The following is an 18,484-nucleotide window of genomic DNA, read 5'->3' as shown; positions in this document are numbered from 1 at the left end:
GAGAAATGAAAGACCAATATTATGTAATCGGTCAACCGATTGGTCATTCAATGTCACCAACTATGCATAATGAATGGTTTGGCTCTAATCATATTTCGGGTCACTATTCTGCAAAAGAAGTTGGGATAACAGAATTAGAATCAGTTATGACAGAATTTCGTTCAACTGTAAAAGGATTTAATGTTACAGCACCACTAAAAGTAGAAATTATGCAGTACTTAGATGAAATTGATCCATTAGCAAAAGCAATTGGGGCAGTTAATACTGTCATCAATAAAAATGGAAAACTGTATGGTAAAAATACTGATGGAATCGGTTATTGTAGAGGCTTATCTTATGTTTTGAAGAATCCGATTGAAGATGAAAAGATTTTAATCATCGGTGCAGGCGGTGCTGCTAGAGCAATCCTTTATAGTTTACTGCACTTGGGTGTTAAGCATATTACAGTCACCAACCGAACATTAGAAAAAGCAGAAGATCTACTAGATGGTAAGCTGATGAATGAAGTTAATATTATGTCTATTTCAGATGCTGAAGAACATTTAGGTCACTTTTCTCTTATCATTCAAACAACATCTGTTGGAATGAAGCCAAATGAAAATAGCACGCCCTTAGCACTAACTAATTTATCACCAGATACAATTGTATCGGACCTAATATATAGCCCATTTAAAACAGTATTCTTAAAAGAAGCTGAAGAAAGAAATGCAACTATACAAAACGGGTTACCGATGTTTATTTATCAAGGAGCATTAGCATTTCAAGAGTGGACGGGAATTTTTCCAAATACGATTGATGCATACTCATTATTAGAAAGAAAACTTGGAGGAACAAAATGTTAACAGGTAAACAAAAAAGATTTTTACGTTCAAAAGCTCATCACTTAAACCCTATTTTTCAAGTAGGTAAAGGTGGAGTAAATGAAAATATGGTTAAACAAATTTCAGAAGCACTTGAAGTTCGAGAACTATTAAAAGTAAGCATACTTCAAAATTGCGATGATGATCGTTATGATGTAGCAGAGCAGTTAGCTGAAGGTTCAAATGCTGAACTAGTACAAGTAATTGGACATACAATTGTTTTATATAAAGAGTCTAAAGAAAATAAAACAATCGTACTACCTTAATATGTTAAATACCGTTAATTAGAGGAGAAGCGGATTAATGGATAAACAAAAAGCACTTTCACTTGTAAAAGAAAAACTAACAAACGGGCGTTTTACACATACTATTGGTGTGATGGAAACTGCAGTTAGACTTGCCGAGAAGTACGGTGCGGATGTAAAAAAAGCAGAATTAGCTGCAATTTTCCACGATGTCGCAAAATGTATGCCGATAAAAGAGTTAAAATCTATTATGGAAGAAAATAAACTTTCATTAAAGCTTTTAAAGTACAATAAAGAATTATGGCATGCTCCTGTTGGTGCATTTCTTACTGAACATGAATATGGGATTGAAGATAAAGAGATTTTACAAGCAATCACATATCATACAAGTGGTCATAAAGAGATGAATTTATTAGATAAAGTAATTTATGTAGCAGATTATATTGAACCTAATCGTAGTTTTCCTGGTGTAGAGGAAGCTCGTGAATTAGCGGATCTAGATTTGGATCGAGCTTTATTATTTGCATTAAAAAATACAATTACATTTTTGATTGATAAAGAACAAACAGTCTACCCATTAACGGTTAAAACATATAACTCAATATTAAAGCAAGTTAAAAGCCAGGGGGAACAAAAGAATGAATGAAAAAGAATTAATGATGCTAGCTGTAAATGCTGCTGATGATAAAAAAGCTGAGGATTTAGTCGTATTAGAAATGACAGGAATCTCTGCGATTGCAGATTATTTCATTATTTGTCACGGTAATTCAGATAAGCAAGTTCAGGCTATTGCAAGAGAAGTGAAAGATCAAGCTCAGCAAAATGGTAAAGATGTTAAACGCTTAGAAGGATTTGACGAAGCTCGTTGGGTTTTAGTAGACATCGGTGACGTTGTCGTTCATATTTTCCATCGTGACGAAAGAAACTATTACAACTTAGAAAAACTTTGGGGAGATGCACCTTCTCTTGATGTTTACGGAGAGCTTCTTTCATGACATACAATCGCTTCGCGTATTTGTATGATCAATTAATGAATGATGTCCCATATGAAAGATGGGTTCAATTCCTAGAAGATGTATTTCAAAAGTATGAAATGCTTCAGCCTTCAATTTTAGATATAGGTTGTGGAACGGGTACATTGCCCATCTCATTGGCAAAATTGAATTATTCAATTAGCGGGGTTGATTTATCTGAGGAAATGTTAAGTGTCGCAATGGCTAAAGCAGAAATTGAAAAAGTTAATATCCCTTTTTTTCAACAAAATATGGTAGAATTAGAAGGGTTTGATCAATTAGATTGTGTAACAATTTTCTGTGATTCACTTAATTATTTAGAAACAGAAGATCAAGTAAAACAAACCTTTTTAAAAGTAAATGAAAGCTTAAAAGATAATGGTTTATTTTTATTTGATGTACATTCTCCTTATAAAATTGAAGAAATGTTTGGTGAAGAGACATTTTTTATTGATGATGCAGAGTTAAGCTTAGTCTGGTCTTGTACGCAAGGGCAACATCCTTTAAGTGTTGAACATGATTTAGTTTTCTTTATGAAAGAGGAAAATCGTGATTTATATGAACGCTTCGAAGAGTATCACAATCAAAGAACATTTCCAATAAATACGTATAAAACATTGTTAAATCAAACTGGATTTGAAGTGAAAGAAATCATAGCAGATTTCGATGAAGCTGTAGATGATACTTCTGAACGAATCTTTTTTATAGCAATGAAAAAATAAAAAACCCTTTTAAGAAAATTCCTTTTCTTAAAGGGTTTTTTACTTTGTTAGACGTACAAAATTGAATTTTGTATTTTTGTTGCGAATGGATTAAAGCAGTATAATCATTTATAAGTTAATCAAAATTGTTCCTTTACTCGCTCAATTTCCTTATCAAACTTATCATGTGTTTTTTCAAAAATTTCTTCGAATAAATCTCCTACTCGTGCTTCTAATACTTTAATACCTTCTCCAGTTATACCGCCTTTTACGCATACCTTTTCTTGAAGTGTCTCAAGCGTAAAATGTTTTTGTTCAATTAGTTTTCCAAAACCAATAATCATTTCTTCTGCTAAAATCGTTGCTTGTTCTTTTGAAATTGAAGTTTGACAAACAGCCGCATCGATAAATTTTTGAAGCAAGTAACTAAAAAATGCGGGTCCACAGCTTGCGATATCCGATGAAACTCTTGTGATATCTTCTGTAATCATGACTGGCTTTGATATGTTCGAAAAAAGTTCGATTATTTGTTCCTTACTTTTGGCCGTACACCTTTTCCCAAAATTAACTAAAGTTACCCCACTCAAAGCTTGATTCGTAATACTTGGAATAACGCGTGCAACTTGACATGGTAATATTGCTTCTAATTGTTCAACATTAATCGGACTGGTAATCGATATAACGCAATGTTTTTTAGTGAAATGTTTTTGTAAAGATGATAATAGTGGCTGAATTTCTAAAGGTTTTACACACACTAATACAATGTCTGAAGCCGTAATTACTTCTTTGGCTGTCTCAACAACCTTTAAATCAGGATATATATTTTTTAGCTCATAAGCTTTATACATTGAACGGTTTGTAACAGTTAATTCGGAGGGCTTCACGGCATTTGATCTTATAAATCCATTGAGCAAAATGGTGCCCATATTTCCTGTACCTATGATTCCTACGTTCATGAGTACATCCCTTCCTTTGCATACATTCTCTCCTACACTATATGAAGCAAGGTCGAAAATAATGATATAAGTTAAAATGGAGGACTAATAATGAAAAAATTAATTCATAATAAACTAGTTTGGATTTGTCTCGTAATTGTCGGTATTTTAGTCGTGAATTTTTATCAAACTGAGCGTAAAAATGAAATAGTTTTTGCAAAAAAATCACTTGAAGAAGAAATAGTAAAGAAGAACGATGATCAGAAAAAAGAAGTTAGTATGCCAGTAATTTCGAAAGTATTTATGGTAGATGTAAAAGGAGCTATACAAAAACCGGGTTTAATCCAATGTAACGAAGGAGAACGTGTTTATGACGCGATTAGATTGGCAGGGGGATTTAAAGAAAAAGCTGATGTTAATAAGGTTAATTTAGCTGAAAAAATTTTTGACGAGATGGTCATTTATGTACCGTTTATTGGAGAAGAAACTGATCAAACTATAATTACTAATAGGGGGGATGAAACCAAAGAAAATGAGACGATTGATATAAACCATGCATCACAGTCAGAATTGGAAAAAATTCCGGGTGTTGGTCCAGCAAAAGCAAAAAATATTTTAGACTATATTGATAAAAACGGACCATTTACTTCAGTAGAACAATTAGAATCTGTAAATGGAATCGGAAAAAAATCCCTTGAAAAAATGACTCCGTTTATTGTCATTCGTTAAATTAAATTAAGATGAGTATTTATCTGGCTTATATTGTTTTTGTTCAAATAATAACAATCGTCTTTTTTAAAAGCTATAATTTATTCTTTATATTAATATTACTGTTTTTAATGATTTTTTTAGTCGGAAAGAAAAAATGGCTACTTTTATTAATTTGTATTATTTCGCTATGTATTACGTCTAGTATATGTTACCTACAAAACAATAAGTTGAATTCCCCTAAACCAAAGCCCTCGCAAAATTTTCAAGGTGAGATCGTCTCTACCCCAATAATAGATGGTAATAAGGTTACGTTTACATTTAAACTCCATAATCAAGAAATCTTACTAAATAGTTTTGCTAATACAAAAGAACAATTAAAAGTTTTTCAAAAAAGAAAAATAGGTGAAATTTGTGAAGTAAAAGGTGAGGTTACTTTGCCTTTAAAAAGTTCGAACCCATACTTATTTAATTATAAGAAATACTTATTAAATCAAGGGATTCACTGGATTATTACAGCTAATCCAAATAGTTTAGGGGATTGTGAAAATGGAAAACGAACCATCATTCAATCAATAAATTATAGTCGTCATGCCTTAACTAAATATGTAGAGCTAAATTTTAATTCCAATACAGAAGGGTATATTAATGCTCTATTATTTGGGGATCGATCAAAAATGAATGCAACTACAGAATCTCAATATCAAATAGTGGGAATTGTGCATTTACTTGCGATTAGTGGTTCTCATATTAGTTTATTGAGTCTTGGCATCTATTTTCTATTAATCAGAATTGGAGTAACGAAGGAACCCAGCTTATTTATAACGATTTTGTGTATTATGTCGTATGGTTCTCTAGCAGGTGCTTCAGCTTCAGTTGTCAGGGCAGTTATTATTGGTGTCCTAGTTTGCTTCTCCAAGTTGGCAAAAATGAAAGTTGACATTAATTCACTATTATTCACTTCTTGTATAATCATGTTATTTGCAAAACCAAATTATATTGATGATATAGGATTTCAATTTTCCTTTGTAACAAGTTTTGTACTGGTTTTAACTTCTGAACAAATTTTAAATTATAAATCTTGGTATAAAAGGGCTCTTTATACATCGAGTATTACCCAATTAGCATCAATACCTATATTACTTTTTAATTTTCACGAATTATCACCATACAGTATAATAATTAACTTACTTTTCATTCCTTATATTAGTTTTATTATTATGCCACTATGTATTTTTTGTTTTGGTTTAAGTTTTATTAATTTAGAAATCAGCGAAATGTTAACTTTACTGCTGACATTCTTTATTAACACGTCAGATAAATTGCTAAGTATATGCATGCAATTACCGTTTATTAAGTTGATTTTTATACATCCTTCAAAAGGAATTCTGTTTATCTATATCGTGCTAATATTTTTAATTTTATACTTTATGGAAAGTCAGAAAGAGAAGAAATTATTGATGAATTGCCAGATTGGATTTTTTATACTTATTTTCGGGCATTTATTATATCCCTCTATTAATCCTGTTGGAAAGATCATGTTTATAGATGTAGGTCAAGGTGACTGTATACTTATAAAATTGCCTTTTAATAAAGGGAATTATGTAATTGATACTGGGGGTAAGTTAACTGGAAAAGAAGAAACATGGATGAAGCGTAAAAAACCATTTTCAACTGGAAATGATCTATTGATTCCAATATTAAAAGGAGAAGGAATTAGTAAAATAGATAAATTAATATTTACACATGGTGATATTGATCATATTGGAGGTGGAAAGGAGGTACTACAGTCATTTAATGTAAAACAATTAATCGTAGGTGACAAGACGAAATTTACTTCAGCAGAAAAAGAAAGAATTAATATAGCTATAAAAAAGGGAGTCGAGATTAAAAAAATAAGCGAAGGTATGAGTTGGAAAATCGGTACAAATTATTTTCAAGTGATTTCACCAATTAAAGACTATGTAGGTGAGGAAAACCAAGGGTCAATTGTTTTAAAGGCACATATAGGCGGGAAGAATTGGCTATTTTCTGGTGATTTAGATGAAAATGGAGAAAGTCGGCTGATCTCTAAATATTCTGATTTAAAGGCAGATGTTTTGAAAATAGGGCATCATGGAAGCAAAACTTCTACTTCTGAAAAATTTATTAGAGCAGTTATGCCTAAAATTGGCATTATTTCAGTTGGAGAAAAAAATCGATATGGTCATCCAACAAAAGAAGTACTTGATCGGTTAAAAAAGTACAATGTTAAAATCTTACGTACTGATGAACTTGGTGCAATAACTTATGAATTTAAAAGAGGACAAGGTACCATATATACATTTAAAGCATATCGTAAAACAAATAACAGAAACCAAGAAGGAAATTAAAAAGACTGCCGAGGCAGTCCAATCATTTGATTCTATGTATTATCGCGTAACAAACTCCACAATAGTTGCGATGATAAATAGAGTTGCGAAGAAACCAAATGAAACAGCAAAGCCAACGCCAGAATCTGTTGAATCATTACGTTTGCTTTGAACATTTTTTTCAAAAGTATTCACAAATAACCCCTCCTAATTCAATTTTAGTATAAATCAATATAACTAAAAAATCCATAGTATGTTTGTTTAGTTATACCGTTTTAAATGAAGAAACCGGGTCTTTATTTAAAACGTTAATATAAATTAGAGATTAGTATTTACTAATCTCTTCCTTCTCATGTAGGACGTGTTATACTATACTAAGAAAATTAGTGTAGAGGAGCAAAACATGATTAATGATTTACATAAAAAATTGAAAAAGAATGTGTCGCCAATGTATTTATTGGTAGGTACTGAAGATTTTTTACTTCAAGAAGCAGAAAACTTAATCGTGAAAGCAGCTTTACAAGGAGAAATTGATGATTTTAACTATCAAACATATGATTTAAAAGAGGCTTATTTAAGTGAAGCTCTTGAGGATGCTCAAACACCGTCCTTTTTCGGTGGAAACAAAGTCATCATCATAAAATCATGTTTGTTTTTAACAGCTCAAAAAGAAAAAATTGTACAAGATATAGAACCATTATTTGATTATATTGAAAATCCTGCGCCTTTTACTACTGTTGTTTTTGTTGCTCCTTTTGAAAAATTGGATGAGCGGAAAAAAATAACAAAAGCGATAAAAAAACAAGTAGAGCTAGTTGAATGTCATCCTGTTGAAACGAGTAATTTAGACGGCTGGATTAAAGAGCGGTTCACTGGAAATGTAACGATCACAAAAGAAGCAATTGAAAAATTAAAATTACTCGTTGGAAATAATTTATCAATCTTAAAACTTGAATGTGAGAAGCTACAATTGTTTATTGGGAATGAAGGAGAAGTTGATGCAGACCTAGTAGAGATGATGGTAGCTAAAACCATTGAACAAAACGTTTTTTCTCTTATCGAAAAAACAGCAGTAAGACAAACAACTGACGCACTTAAAATTCTTCATGAATTATTATTTATAGGTGAAGAACCGATAAAAATAGTTGCATTGCTAGCTAGTCAGTTTAGATTATTGTATGGAATAAAACAATTATCAAGTAGTGGATATTCAAATAATCAAATTGCCTCTTCAGTTGGTGTATCACCAGGAAGAGTGTTTTATGGGCAAAAGCAAGCGAATAACTTTCAAGCAAGTGAATTGAAAGAAGCAATACGATTAATTGCTGAAGTTGATTACAAAATGAAGACTGGTCAAGGAGATAAGGTTATGATCCTTGAAATGTTGATTCTTCAATTAAATAAATAATTGTAAGAAGCTTAGTATTAAATGATGATTAGATTAAAAAATTAAATAACAAATCAAATGGCAGTCCGATCGCATTAAATTGGACTGCCATTTTTGTGATATAAAAAGGCTGCAATTTTCCGTCTATAACTTTTACAATTTGTTATAATGTAGTAATTGTTAGTATTTACCAAAAAATGGTATTTGGGAGATGGCTGAATGGAGGAAATTCCTAAAGAAATAAACGTTATATTAGATACATACTTTCATTATTTTGATTTAAAATTACCCGATTTAATGGAATCTTTTTATCTTTATGGGTCGATTACATTAGGTGTTTATAAGATTGGATTTAGTGATATCGATTTTATTGCTGGTGTAAAGCGCAAAGTAACTGATGCCGATTTAAAAATTATGAAAGAAATTCATAAAGATGTGCAAAAAAAGTTTCCTAATACAATTTTGGATGGGTGGTATATTCTTAATGAAGATATAAAGTCCTTAAGTGAAGAAGGAAATTTATGTATACGTTTCAATGATGGGAAGTTTCAAGGTTTAAATAAATTTCAAAAGAACTCCATTGATGCTTTTCAGTTAAAAAAATACGGCATAACTGTAAGAGGGCTAAATATTGATAATGTAGACATTTCGGTAAACTGGGATATCCTATTATCTAATATGGGAGATAATCTTAATTCTTATTGGCTTAGTTGGTTAAATAACTGTAAGAAGTTCCCCACAGTTAAATATTTGAGTTTATTTGTAAGTTTAAGAAGTATTGAATGGGGAATTTTGGGAGTTTCGCGACTATATTACACATTTAAAGAAAAAGATATTACATCGAAAGTAGGAGCAGGTGAATATGTTTTAGAGGTTGTTCCTAAAAGATGGCATAAGATTATTAATGAGTCAATTAGATTGCGAACTGAACATAAAAAATCATATTACAAATCAATTTTTACAAGAAGAAAAGATGCAATTGATTATATGGAGTTTATGATTCGAGAAATTAATAAACTTATTTGATAAGCGATCCCGCTTTTAAAACTAACATATATGGTTCGATTGCAAATATGAATTTAAAAAACGCTAGTGAAAAACTTTATTGCACGAAAAAATGGTGTCTCAGATGAGACACCATTTAATTCATTACGCGTTCAAAGCGTTAACTTTTTTAGCTAAACGAGACTTTTGACGTGAAGCAGCGTTTTTGTGGATTAGATTGCTGTTAACAGCTTTATCTAATTTTTTAGAAGCAGTTAATAAAGCTTCTTGCGCTTTTTCAGTTTCGTTATTAGTAACTAAAGCTTCAACAGTTTTCACTGCAGTACGCATTTCTGATTTTAGAGATGCGTTGTGAGCACGATGAGCTTCAGCTGTTTTTACACGTTTAATAGCTGATTTAATATTTGGCATACCTTTCACCTCCCGAATGCAGTCGAGAAATTTGCCTCGAATACAAATAGAACAAAATTTATTTTACCAAAACAAGTCCCATTTGGCAATAGAATTCATAAAGCTATTTTCGCCTTTTCAAAAGAAAAATAAACAACTCGTTTAGAATTGGTAACATCTAGCTAAACTAGTTAAGAAGAGAATTGTTAAATTTCGATGAGTATTGTGGAGGCTAGATAAATGAGTGAGTTAGATTTAAGTCAATATAGTGTTCGAACAGATTTAGCAGTAGAGGCAAAAGAGATGCTCGAGGAGCGTGAACAGACAAAGGAAGAAATTACCGGCGTAATCGTTAAAGAACGTGAAGCAGATGGTGTAAGTATTTCTCATGTTCATATTAAAGAATCGGCATCTGAAAGAATCGGTAAAAAGCCAGGAAATTATTTAACACTTCAAGTTCAAGGTATTCGTGAACAAGATACTGAACTTCAAGAAAAGGTTGAAAAAGTTTTTGCAAACGAGTTTTCTGCATTCTTAAAAAATTTAGGCATTACGGAAGATCAAACTTGTTTAGTAGTCGGATTAGGAAATTGGAATGTGACGCCTGATGCACTTGGTCCAATGGTTGTTGAAAATTTAGTTGTTACGAAGCATCTATTTGAATTACAGCCTGAAAGTGTACAAGATGGTTATCGTCCAGTTTGTGCTTTATCTCCTGGGGTAATGGGGATAACTGGTATTGAAACGAGCGATATTATTTCAGGTGTCATTGATAAAGTAAAACCAGATTTTGTCATTGCGATCGATGCACTTGCAGCGAGATCCATTGAGCGAGTTAATACAACAATCCAAATTACAGATAATGGCATTCATCCAGGTTCTGGAATAGGGAATAAACGTAAGGAATTAAGTAAGGAAACACTGGGTATTCCAGTAATTGCTATAGGCGTTCCAACTGTTGTTGATGCTGTTGCTATAACAAGTGATACAATTGACTTCATTTTAAAACATTTTGGACGAGAAATAAAAGAAGGAGACAAGCCTGCTAAAGCGCTAATCCCTTCAGGAATGGCATTTGGAGAAAAGAAAAAGTATACCGACGAAGATATGCCTAGTGAAAAGGAACGAATGGCTTTTATGGGGATTGTAGGAACACTTGAAGAGAATGAAAAACGGAAATTAATTCATGAAGTACTGTCACCACTAGGTCATAACTTAATGGTTACACCAAAAGAAGTGGATACATTTATTGAAGATATGGCAAATATTATTGCTGGTGGTATGAACGCTGCTCTGCATTCTAAAATTAATCAAGACAATATGGGCTCATATACTCATTAATATTTCATAAGTGAGGAGAAACAAATGAAATATATGGTTCGTTATTTTACGCTAATCATCATTTTTTCGATAACAATCATTACTTGTATGCAAGTTGCGAAAGATGGAATAAGTAAAGTTACATCAACTGATTACTATCATGTAGACGATGTAGTGAAAATTTCAAAAGAAGATGGGAAAGCTGGTCCAGTACTTTTTGGAAAAGATTACACGAAAGAAGGACTAGCAATTAGAGAAGATCATTTAGAAAGATTAGGGGCATTTAATTATTTTACAGTTGTTGGTAAAGGACTATCCCATTTTGTTACGTATGTAACTGAAAAAGGGGTTAAGATTGTTGAAAAAATTCCTTCTATTATTGATAGCTTTAATTAGACCTTCTAAACTTCATTCGACATATACTGCTAATAGAGATTGAATATTTCCCTATTTTTTTGATATAATCAAAACTATCTATGCTGTCGAGAAATTTAGGAGTGATGAAATGAATAAAGAGTCAAGATCAGAAAGACAAAAGAGAATTAGAAACTTTTCAATCATCGCACACATTGACCATGGAAAATCTACATTAGCAGATAGAATTCTTGAGAAAACAAATGCACTAACTCAGCGTGAGATGAAGTCTCAGCTATTAGACTCAATGGATTTAGAGCGTGAACGTGGAATTACCATTAAATTAAATGCTGTGCAGTTACAATATAAAGCTAAAAATGGAGAAGAATATATTCTTCATTTAATCGATACACCTGGACATGTCGACTTCACTTATGAAGTTTCACGTAGTTTAGCAGCTTGTGAAGGCGCAATTCTTGTAGTTGATGCTGCACAAGGTATCGAAGCACAAACATTGGCGAACGTATATTTAGCTTTAGACAATGATTTAGAAATCTTACCAGTTATTAATAAGATTGACTTACCGAGTGCAGAGCCTGAACGTGTAAGACAAGAAGTTGAAGATGTAATTGGATTAGATGCTTCTGAAGCGGTATTAGCATCTGCTAAAGCAGGAATCGGAATAGAAGAAATTCTAGAACAAGTTGTAGCAAAAGTACCAGCTCCAACAGGTGATCCAGATGCGCCTTTAAAAGCACTTATTTTTGATTCATTATTCGATCCATATCGTGGTGTTGTAGCTTATATTCGTATCGTAGAAGGTACTGTAAAAGTAGGTCAAAAAATTAAAATGATGGCTACAGGTAAAGAATTCGAAGTAGTTGAAGCTGGGGTATTTACTCCTCGTACTACTCAGCGAGATGAATTAACTGTCGGTGACGTAGGTTTCTTAACAGCTTCTATTAAGAATGTTGGAGATACTCGCGTTGGGGATACAATTACCCTTGCTGAGAATCCAGCTACTGAGCCACTACCAGGTTATCGTAAATTAAATCCTATGGTATTCTGTGGATTATATCCAATTGATACTTCTAAATATAATGATTTACGTGATGCACTTGAAAAGCTTCAATTAAATGATGCAGCTTTACAATTTGAAGCAGAAACTTCACAAGCTTTAGGATTTGGTTTCCGTTGTGGATTTTTAGGATTATTACACATGGAAATCATTCAAGAACGTATTGAACGTGAATTCAAAATTGATTTAATTACAACAGCACCAAGTGTTATTTATAGTGTTTACACAACAAAAGGCGAAACGATTACAGTTGATAATCCAGCTCATATGCCTGACCCTCAATCAATTGATCGAGTGGAAGAGCCTTACGTAAAAGCAAAAATCATGGTTCCAAATGAATTTGTAGGAGCAATCATGGAGCTTTGTCAAAAGAAACGCGGTAACTTTATCGATATGCAATACTTAGATGCAAACCGCGTAACGTTAACTTATGAAATTCCATTATCTGAAATTGTTTATGATTTCTTTGACCAATTAAAATCAAGTACAAAAGGCTATGCTTCATTTGACTATGAGTTAATTGGCTACAAAGCGTCTAAACTTGTGAAAATGGATATTTTATTAAACGGTGAACAAGTAGATGCTCTATCATTTATCGTTCATAGGGACGCTGCTTATGATCGTGGAAAAATTATCGTTGAAAAATTAAAAGAACTTATTCCAAGACAACAGTTCGAAGTACCAGTTCAAGCGGCAATCGGACAAAAAATCGTTGCTCGTTCAACAATTAAGTCAATGGGTAAAAACGTATTAGCAAAATGTTACGGTGGGGATATCTCTCGTAAACGTAAGTTATTAGATAAGCAAAAAGAAGGTAAAAAACGAATGAAAGCTGTTGGATCTGTAGAGGTTCCACAAGAGGCATTCATGGCTGTTTTACGTATGGATGACTAATAATTAATAGGAATTCATCAATTATAAAATTAATGATTATCTAAAGATGCCACCTTAATTTATTTACGGTGGCATTTTATATTTTAGATTCATTATTTTTTTACTCAAATTGTTATGAATAAAAAGTAAGATGTAAATAATGATTAACAAGAGTAAAGCGATTAATTAGACAAATATCATAAGAAAATATACAATCAAAAAGTTAAAATCAACAAAAGTCCCTGAATCTGCACCCTAGATGGTATTGGATCAGGGGCTTTTCACATAGAAAAGAGGAGAAGGTATGGCATCTTCCGTTTATATTCATATACCATTTTGTCAGCAGATTTGTTACTACTGCGATTTTAATAAATTTATGATGGACCGTCAGCCGGTTGATCAATATTTAGACTATCTAGAAAAAGAAATTGTTGAAAGTTTAAAAAGGAATCCGATTTCAGATTTAAAAACAGTTTTTGTAGGTGGAGGAACTCCAACTGCATTAACATTACCCCAAACTGTGCGCTTAATAGAAATAATTAATAACCAGATCATTAAAGGTAAAAAAGAAATCGAAATGACTTTTGAAAGTAATCCAAATGAAATTTCAAAAGAGAAGCTACAGATTTTAAAAGATGGTGGTGTGAATCGAATTAGTTTTGGAGCACAAACATTTGATGAAGGTTTACTGAAAAAGATTGGAAGAACACATTCACCAAATGAAATAGAAGAAGCAATTCAAACTGCAAAAGAAGTTGGAATTGATAATATTAATCTCGATTTGATGTATGCATTACCTGGTCAAACAATGGAACAATTCGTTGATTCTTTAGATAAAGCAATGAAGTTACCGATTCAGCATATCTCAGCATATTCGTTAATTATTGAACCAAAAACGGTTTTTTACATAGAAATGAATAGGGGCAAGCTTAAACCAGCCCCAGAAGAAGATGAAGCGGCTATGTATGACTTTTTAATGAAGTATTTAGAAGAAAAAGGTTTTCATCAATATGAAATTAGCAATTTTGAAAAGAATGGCTTAGAAAGTAAGCACAATCTTGTTTATTGGAATAATGAAGAGTATTTTGGATTTGGTGCAGGAGCACATGGCTATATTAATGGAATTCGATATTCAAATGCAGGACCATTAAAGAAATATTTTCAGTTGATCGATGATACAGGGGTCCCAATTGTTCATGAGCATACGGTAACGAAGCAAGAAAAAATGGAAGAAGAAATGTTTTTAGGGCTACGTAAAATGAAGGGAGTTTCGGAAAAAAAGTTCCAAGAAAAATTTGGTTCAAACTTTAATGAAGTATTTCCGAACGTAATTGAAAAACTAATGAAAGATGGATTAGTCGAGATGTATGGAGTATTTCTTCGATTAACCCACAAAGGAAAGTTATTAGGAAACGAAGTATTTCAAGCATTTTTACTTTAAAAGCAGTAAGTGTGAACAAAAGGAGAAACGGAATAGATTAGGGGCAATAGATAGATCTGCTTTATTTAATGTTTCCTAATCCAATAATCCTGCACTTCTTTATTCCTTCCCTTAACTTCTTGACATCGTATAAAGGATTTGTTAAGTTAATAATATATTTAGCACTCACTAGATAAGAGTGCTAATAGAGGTGATAAACATGTTGACTGAAAGACAGTTATTGATACTCCAAATTATTATCGATGACTTTATTCGCATGGCACAACCTGTTGGTTCAAGGAGTTTATCTAAAAAGGAAGGTATTTCATTTAGTTCAGCAACGATACGAAATGAGATGGCTGATTTAGAGGACCTTGGTTATATTGAAAAGCCTCATAGCTCTGCAGGTCGAATCCCTTCTGAAAAAGGGTATCGTTTTTATGTAGACCATCTGTTATCACCACAAATTGTTAATGACGATGATGTTCGTTCGATAAAAGGTATTTTTGCCGAGCGTATTTTTGAAATAGAAAAGCTTGTGAAAAATTCAGCCGATATACTATCAGATTTAACAAATTACACAACAATTGCTCTAGGACCAAAAGTTACTGAAAATAAGCTTAAAAATATTCAACTTATTCCAATTGGACCTAATACAGCAGTATCAATTATTGTGACCGACACAGGTATTGTTAAAAATCGGACAGTAACTATACCACCTGGTGTGTCTATGAGTGATATTGAGAAAATGGTAAATATATTAAATGAGCGACTAGTAAATGTTCCAATTCATCAAATAAATGACAAGCTTTATAAAGAAATTGCAATGATTTTACGTACGCATATTTCGAACTATGAAAGTGTTATTAAGATGATTGGTGGCACTATTGACGTACCGATTGAACAAAAGCTGATTTTAAGTGGAAAAACGAATATTTTAGCTCAACCAGAATTTCATAATGTTGAGACAATGAAAGTATTGTTAAACATGATTGAAAAGCAAGATGAACTAAAAAGTATTATTCCTTTTGAACAGATGGGTTTAAGTGTCAAAATTGGTAAGGAAAATGAAAAGTCTGGATTAGAAAATGTAAGTATCATTAGCGCAACCTATTCTTTAGGTGAAGATCAAATTGGTACAATCGCAGTATTAGGACCAACTCGAATGGAATACTCCCGAGTAATCTCATTAATGCATTTAATTACAGGACAATTGAATTTATTATTTTCATCTAAGGATGTTGAATAAATCCATTGTGAAAAGAAACAATGGATTACATATAAAAAAATAGGAGGTGAAGGTGACATGACAGAACGTCAGGAAGAACTTTTAAATGAAGAAGTAGTGAATGAAGAAACTACTGTTGAAGAACCTTCAATCTTTACAGAAGAAAATACAGAAGAGAAAACTGACAATGTGAATTCTTCTGAAGAAGAGCTTCAAAAACTACGTGCAGAAGTAGATGAGAAGGAAAATAAGTACTTACGCCTACATGCTGATTTCGAAAATTATAAACGTCGTGCACTTTTAGATCAACAATCTTTAATGACTTATCGTGCTCAAAGTTTAGTAACGGATTTATTACCAGTACTAGATAATTTCGAACGTGCATTACAAGTTGAAGCAACAGATGAGCAAACTGCTTCTTTAAAACAAGGGATGGAAATGGTTTACCGTTTGCTTGTTGAAGCTGTGAAAAAAGAAGGAGTAGAAGAAATCCCAGCACTTGGTGAACAATTCGATCCGAATGTCCATCAAGCCGTAATGCAAGAAAGTGATGATTCTAAGCCATCTAATGAAGTTTTACAAGAATTCCAAAAAGGCTATAAGCTAAAGGACAGAGTAATTCGTCCATCAATGGTAAAAGTAAACGAGTAATTAGTTAAGCGTCTATTATATCGCTAACATAAATATAAAAATTTTTAAAAAAAACTAAAATATAACTTATGTAGATTTTAGGAGGAACATGCAATGAGTAAAATTATTGGTATTGACTTAGGTACAACTAACTCTTGTGTCGCAGTATTAGAAGGTGGAGAGCCAAAAGTAATTCCGAATCCAGAGGGTGGACGTACAACTCCGTCAGTTGTTGCGTTCAAAAATGGTGAGCGTCAAGTTGGGGAAGTAGCAAAACGCCAAGCAATTACAAACCCTAACACAATCATGTCAATTAAACGTCATATGGGTACTACACATAAAGAAAACATTGAAGGTAAAGATTTTTCTCCACAAGAGATTTCTGCAATCATTCTTCAAAACTTAAAGGCATCTGCTGAAGCTTATTTAGGTGAAGCAGTAACGAAAGCAGTTATTACAGTACCTGCATACTTCAATGATGCTGAGCGTCAAGCAACAAAAGATGCTGGTAAAATCGCAGGTTTAGAAGTAGAACGTATCATCAATGAGCCAACTGCGGCTGCATTAGCATACGGTTTAGATAAAATGGATGAAGACCAAACAATCTTAGTTTACGACTTAGGTGGCGGTACATTCGACGTTTCAATCCTTGAATTAGGAGATGGAATTTTTGAAGTTAAAGCTACAGCTGGTGACAACCGTTTAGGTGGAGATGACTTCGACCAAGTTATCATTGATTACTTAGTAGCTGAATTCAAAAAAGAAAACGGTGTTGATTTAAGCCAAGATAAAATGGCATTACAACGTTTAAAAGATGCTGCTGAAAAAGCAAAAAAAGATTTATCAGGTATTACTTCAACTCAAATTTCATTACCATTCATTAGCATGGGTGCAGCTGGTCCATTACACTTAGAGTTAAACTTAACTCGTGCAAAATTCGAAGAGCTTTCTCACAACTTAGTAGAAAGAACTTTAGGCCCAACTCGTCAAGCGATGAAGGATTCTGGCTTATCTGCTAGTCAAATTGATAAAGTAATTTTAGTAGGTGGTTCAACTCGTATTCCTGCTGTTCAAGAAGCAATCAAAAAAGAAACAGGAAAAGAACCTCATAAAGGTGTAAACCCTGATGAAGTAGTAGCGTTAGGTGCTGCAATTCAAGGTGGAGTATTAACTGGTGATGTAAAAGACGTAGTATTACTAGACGTAACACCATTATCATTAGGTATCGAAACAATGGGTGGAGTATTTACTAAGTTAATCGAACGTAATACAACAATCCCAACAAGTAAATCTCAAGTTTTCTCAACAGCTGCTGACAATCAACCTGCTGTAGACATCCATGTACTACAAGGTGAGCGTCCAATGGCTAATGACAATAAAACATTAGGTCGCTTCCAATTATCGGATATCCCACCAGCACCGCGTGGAATTCCTCAAATTGAAGTATCGTTTGATATCGATAAAAATGGTATCGTAACAGTTCGTGCGAAAGACCTAGGTACTCAAAAAGAACAAAACATCGTAATTCAATCTTCTTCAGGTTTAAGTGATGAAGAAGTAGAACGCATGGTAAAAGAAGCAGAATTAAATGCTGATGCAGATGCAAAACGTAAAGAAGAAGTAGATCTTAAAAACGAAGCTGATCAATTAGTATTCCAAGTAGAGAAAACATTAAAAGATCTTGAAGGAAAAGTTGAAGAAGCAGAGGTTACTAAAGCTAACGAAGCTAAAGACGCATTAAAAGCTGCTTTAGAAGCTGGTAACTTAGATGACATCCGTACGAAGAAAGATGCTCTTTCTGAAATCGTTCAAGCTTTATCAATGAAGCTTTATGAGCAAGCTGCTGCTGCACAACAAGCTGCAGGTGGAGCTGAAGGCGGAGCAAAACAAGACGATGTAGTAGACGCTGAGTTTACTGAAGTTAAGGACGAAAAATAAAAAAAAGTGGAAGGCGTTTGGTCAGTAACGCCTGGAACTAGACAATAA

General features: G+C 32.9%; 19 protein-coding genes. 16 read left to right on the top strand and 3 right to left on the bottom strand.

The features are described 5' to 3' along the window. The first annotated feature begins 5 nt into the window (after positions 1–5). From aroE to CN946_RS06965, 5 genes are read left to right on the top strand one after another with little or no spacing between them, the layout of a single operon-like run. Complete coding sequence (aroE, locus tag CN946_RS06985) at positions 6–842, top strand: shikimate dehydrogenase (protein ID WP_098860480.1); 837 nt, start codon at positions 6–8, stop codon at positions 840–842. Next, complete coding sequence (gene yhbY, locus CN946_RS06980) at positions 836–1,126, top strand: ribosome assembly RNA-binding protein YhbY (protein ID WP_056472795.1); 291 nt, start codon at positions 836–838, stop codon at positions 1,124–1,126. Before aroE ends, yhbY begins: the two co-directional genes overlap by 7 nt. 37 nt (positions 1,127–1,163) lie before the next feature. After that, positions 1,164–1,751, top strand: a complete 588-nt coding sequence (yqeK, locus tag CN946_RS06975) for a bis(5'-nucleosyl)-tetraphosphatase (symmetrical) YqeK (protein ID WP_098860479.1) — start codon at positions 1,164–1,166, stop codon at positions 1,749–1,751. Further along, a complete protein-coding gene (rsfS, locus tag CN946_RS06970; RefSeq protein WP_098428324.1) occupies positions 1,744–2,100 on the top strand; it encodes a ribosome silencing factor in 357 nt (118 codons plus the stop codon). Before yqeK ends, rsfS begins: the two co-directional genes overlap by 8 nt. Next, entirely contained in the window at positions 2,097–2,840 is a 744-nt protein-coding gene (locus CN946_RS06965) for a class I SAM-dependent DNA methyltransferase (protein WP_098860478.1), read from the top strand. Before rsfS ends, CN946_RS06965 begins: the two co-directional genes overlap by 4 nt. Before the next feature lie 119 nt (positions 2,841–2,959). On the opposite strand, the gene comER is transcribed toward CN946_RS06965, so the two are convergent. Further along, positions 2,960–3,775 (bottom strand): late competence protein ComER, encoded by an 816-nt coding sequence (gene comER / locus CN946_RS06960; protein ID WP_098860477.1) that lies wholly within the window; start codon positions 3,773–3,775, stop codon positions 2,960–2,962. 90 nt (positions 3,776–3,865) lie between these two features. On the opposite strand from comER, the gene CN946_RS06955 reads away from it, so the two are divergent. Then, positions 3,866–4,483 carry a helix-hairpin-helix domain-containing protein gene (locus CN946_RS06955; protein WP_098860476.1) on the top strand — a complete coding sequence of 206 codons (618 nt, stop codon included), beginning with the start codon at positions 3,866–3,868 and terminating at the stop codon, positions 4,481–4,483. 11 nt (positions 4,484–4,494) lie between these two features. Next, complete coding sequence (locus tag CN946_RS06950) at positions 4,495–6,834, top strand: DNA internalization-related competence protein ComEC/Rec2 (RefSeq protein WP_098860475.1); 2,340 nt, start codon at positions 4,495–4,497, stop codon at positions 6,832–6,834. A 39-nt stretch (positions 6,835–6,873) separates the two neighbouring features. On the opposite strand, the gene CN946_RS06945 is transcribed toward CN946_RS06950, so the two are convergent. Next, on the bottom strand, positions 6,874–7,008 hold the full coding sequence (locus CN946_RS06945; RefSeq protein WP_097978154.1) for a YqzM family protein: 135 nt from the start codon (positions 7,006–7,008) through the stop codon (positions 6,874–6,876). Positions 7,009–7,216: 208 nt separating this feature from the next. Here CN946_RS06945 and holA point away from each other — a divergent pair, with 208 nt between their 5' ends. Together holA and CN946_RS06935 are read left to right on the top strand one after the other, a co-directional pair. Beyond that, a complete protein-coding gene (gene holA / locus CN946_RS06940) occupies positions 7,217–8,221 on the top strand; it encodes a DNA polymerase III subunit delta (RefSeq protein ID WP_098860474.1) in 1,005 nt (334 codons plus the stop codon). Positions 8,222–8,419: 198 nt separating this feature from the next. Continuing rightward, positions 8,420–9,226, top strand: coding sequence for an aminoglycoside adenylyltransferase domain-containing protein (locus CN946_RS06935; protein WP_098860473.1), 807 nt, complete (start codon positions 8,420–8,422; stop codon positions 9,224–9,226). A 123-nt stretch (positions 9,227–9,349) separates the two neighbouring features. Here the strand turns inward: CN946_RS06935 and rpsT are convergent, their stop codons facing one another. Next, positions 9,350–9,616: a 30S ribosomal protein S20 gene (gene rpsT / locus CN946_RS06930; RefSeq protein WP_098860472.1), complete on the bottom strand. Its 267-nt coding sequence runs from the start codon at positions 9,614–9,616 to the stop codon at positions 9,350–9,352. Between the two features lie 219 nt (positions 9,617–9,835). Between rpsT and gpr the strand changes: the two genes are divergently transcribed. From gpr to dnaK, 7 genes are all read left to right on the top strand, one after another. Continuing rightward, complete coding sequence (gene gpr / locus CN946_RS06925) at positions 9,836–10,936, top strand: GPR endopeptidase (RefSeq protein ID WP_098860471.1); 1,101 nt, start codon at positions 9,836–9,838, stop codon at positions 10,934–10,936. Between the two features lie 24 nt (positions 10,937–10,960). Next, positions 10,961–11,311: a DUF3679 domain-containing protein gene (locus CN946_RS06920; protein WP_069035097.1), complete on the top strand. Its 351-nt coding sequence runs from the start codon at positions 10,961–10,963 to the stop codon at positions 11,309–11,311. Positions 11,312–11,420: 109 nt separating this feature from the next. Then, on the top strand, positions 11,421–13,241 hold the full coding sequence (lepA, locus tag CN946_RS06915; RefSeq protein ID WP_098860470.1) for a translation elongation factor 4: 1,821 nt from the start codon (positions 11,421–11,423) through the stop codon (positions 13,239–13,241). Positions 13,242–13,524: 283 nt separating this feature from the next. Next, entirely contained in the window at positions 13,525–14,661 is a 1,137-nt protein-coding gene (gene hemW / locus CN946_RS06910; RefSeq protein ID WP_098860469.1) for a radical SAM family heme chaperone HemW, read from the top strand. Positions 14,662–14,860: 199 nt separating this feature from the next. After that, positions 14,861–15,889, top strand: a complete 1,029-nt coding sequence (gene hrcA / locus CN946_RS06905; protein ID WP_098428314.1) for a heat-inducible transcriptional repressor HrcA — start codon at positions 14,861–14,863, stop codon at positions 15,887–15,889. Positions 15,890–15,946: 57 nt separating this feature from the next. Continuing rightward, entirely contained in the window at positions 15,947–16,519 is a 573-nt protein-coding gene (grpE, locus tag CN946_RS06900) for a nucleotide exchange factor GrpE (RefSeq protein WP_056472839.1), read from the top strand. 93 nt (positions 16,520–16,612) lie between these two features. Continuing rightward, complete coding sequence (gene dnaK / locus CN946_RS06895) at positions 16,613–18,436, top strand: molecular chaperone DnaK (RefSeq protein WP_098860468.1); 1,824 nt, start codon at positions 16,613–16,615, stop codon at positions 18,434–18,436. The last annotated feature ends 48 nt before the right edge of the window (positions 18,437–18,484 follow it).

The organism is Bacillus sp. AFS053548, from assembly GCF_002575105.1.
Lineage (GTDB): Bacteria > Bacillota > Bacilli > Bacillales > Bacillaceae_G > Gottfriedia.
Note: the sequence above shows the minus strand (reverse complement) of the source record. Positions and strands in the feature narration are given on the sequence as shown.

Excerpts from the sequence above, each read along its gene's own strand:
- aroE (WP_098860480.1), top strand. The coding sequence starts at position 6 with ATGAAAGACCAATATTATGTAATCGGTCAACCGATTGGTCATTCAATG.
- yhbY (WP_056472795.1), top strand. The coding sequence starts at position 836 with ATGTTAACAGGTAAACAAAAAAGATTTTTACGTTCAAAAGCTCATCAC.
- yqeK (WP_098860479.1), top strand. The coding sequence starts at position 1,164 with ATGGATAAACAAAAAGCACTTTCACTTGTAAAAGAAAAACTAACAAAC.
- rsfS (WP_098428324.1), top strand. The coding sequence starts at position 1,744 with ATGAATGAAAAAGAATTAATGATGCTAGCTGTAAATGCTGCTGATGAT.
- CN946_RS06965 (WP_098860478.1), top strand. The coding sequence starts at position 2,097 with ATGACATACAATCGCTTCGCGTATTTGTATGATCAATTAATGAATGAT.
- comER (WP_098860477.1), bottom strand. The coding sequence starts at position 3,775 with ATGAACGTAGGAATCATAGGTACAGGAAATATGGGCACCATTTTGCTC.
- CN946_RS06955 (WP_098860476.1), top strand. The coding sequence starts at position 3,866 with ATGAAAAAATTAATTCATAATAAACTAGTTTGGATTTGTCTCGTAATT.
- CN946_RS06950 (WP_098860475.1), top strand. The coding sequence starts at position 4,495 with ATGAGTATTTATCTGGCTTATATTGTTTTTGTTCAAATAATAACAATC.
- holA (WP_098860474.1), top strand. The coding sequence starts at position 7,217 with ATGATTAATGATTTACATAAAAAATTGAAAAAGAATGTGTCGCCAATG.
- CN946_RS06935 (WP_098860473.1), top strand. The coding sequence starts at position 8,420 with ATGGAGGAAATTCCTAAAGAAATAAACGTTATATTAGATACATACTTT.
- rpsT (WP_098860472.1), bottom strand. The coding sequence starts at position 9,616 with ATGCCAAATATTAAATCAGCTATTAAACGTGTAAAAACAGCTGAAGCT.
- gpr (WP_098860471.1), top strand. The coding sequence starts at position 9,836 with ATGAGTGAGTTAGATTTAAGTCAATATAGTGTTCGAACAGATTTAGCA.
- CN946_RS06920 (WP_069035097.1), top strand. The coding sequence starts at position 10,961 with ATGAAATATATGGTTCGTTATTTTACGCTAATCATCATTTTTTCGATA.
- lepA (WP_098860470.1), top strand. The coding sequence starts at position 11,421 with ATGAATAAAGAGTCAAGATCAGAAAGACAAAAGAGAATTAGAAACTTT.
- hemW (WP_098860469.1), top strand. The coding sequence starts at position 13,525 with ATGGCATCTTCCGTTTATATTCATATACCATTTTGTCAGCAGATTTGT.
- hrcA (WP_098428314.1), top strand. The coding sequence starts at position 14,861 with ATGTTGACTGAAAGACAGTTATTGATACTCCAAATTATTATCGATGAC.
- grpE (WP_056472839.1), top strand. The coding sequence starts at position 15,947 with ATGACAGAACGTCAGGAAGAACTTTTAAATGAAGAAGTAGTGAATGAA.
- dnaK (WP_098860468.1), top strand. The coding sequence starts at position 16,613 with ATGAGTAAAATTATTGGTATTGACTTAGGTACAACTAACTCTTGTGTC.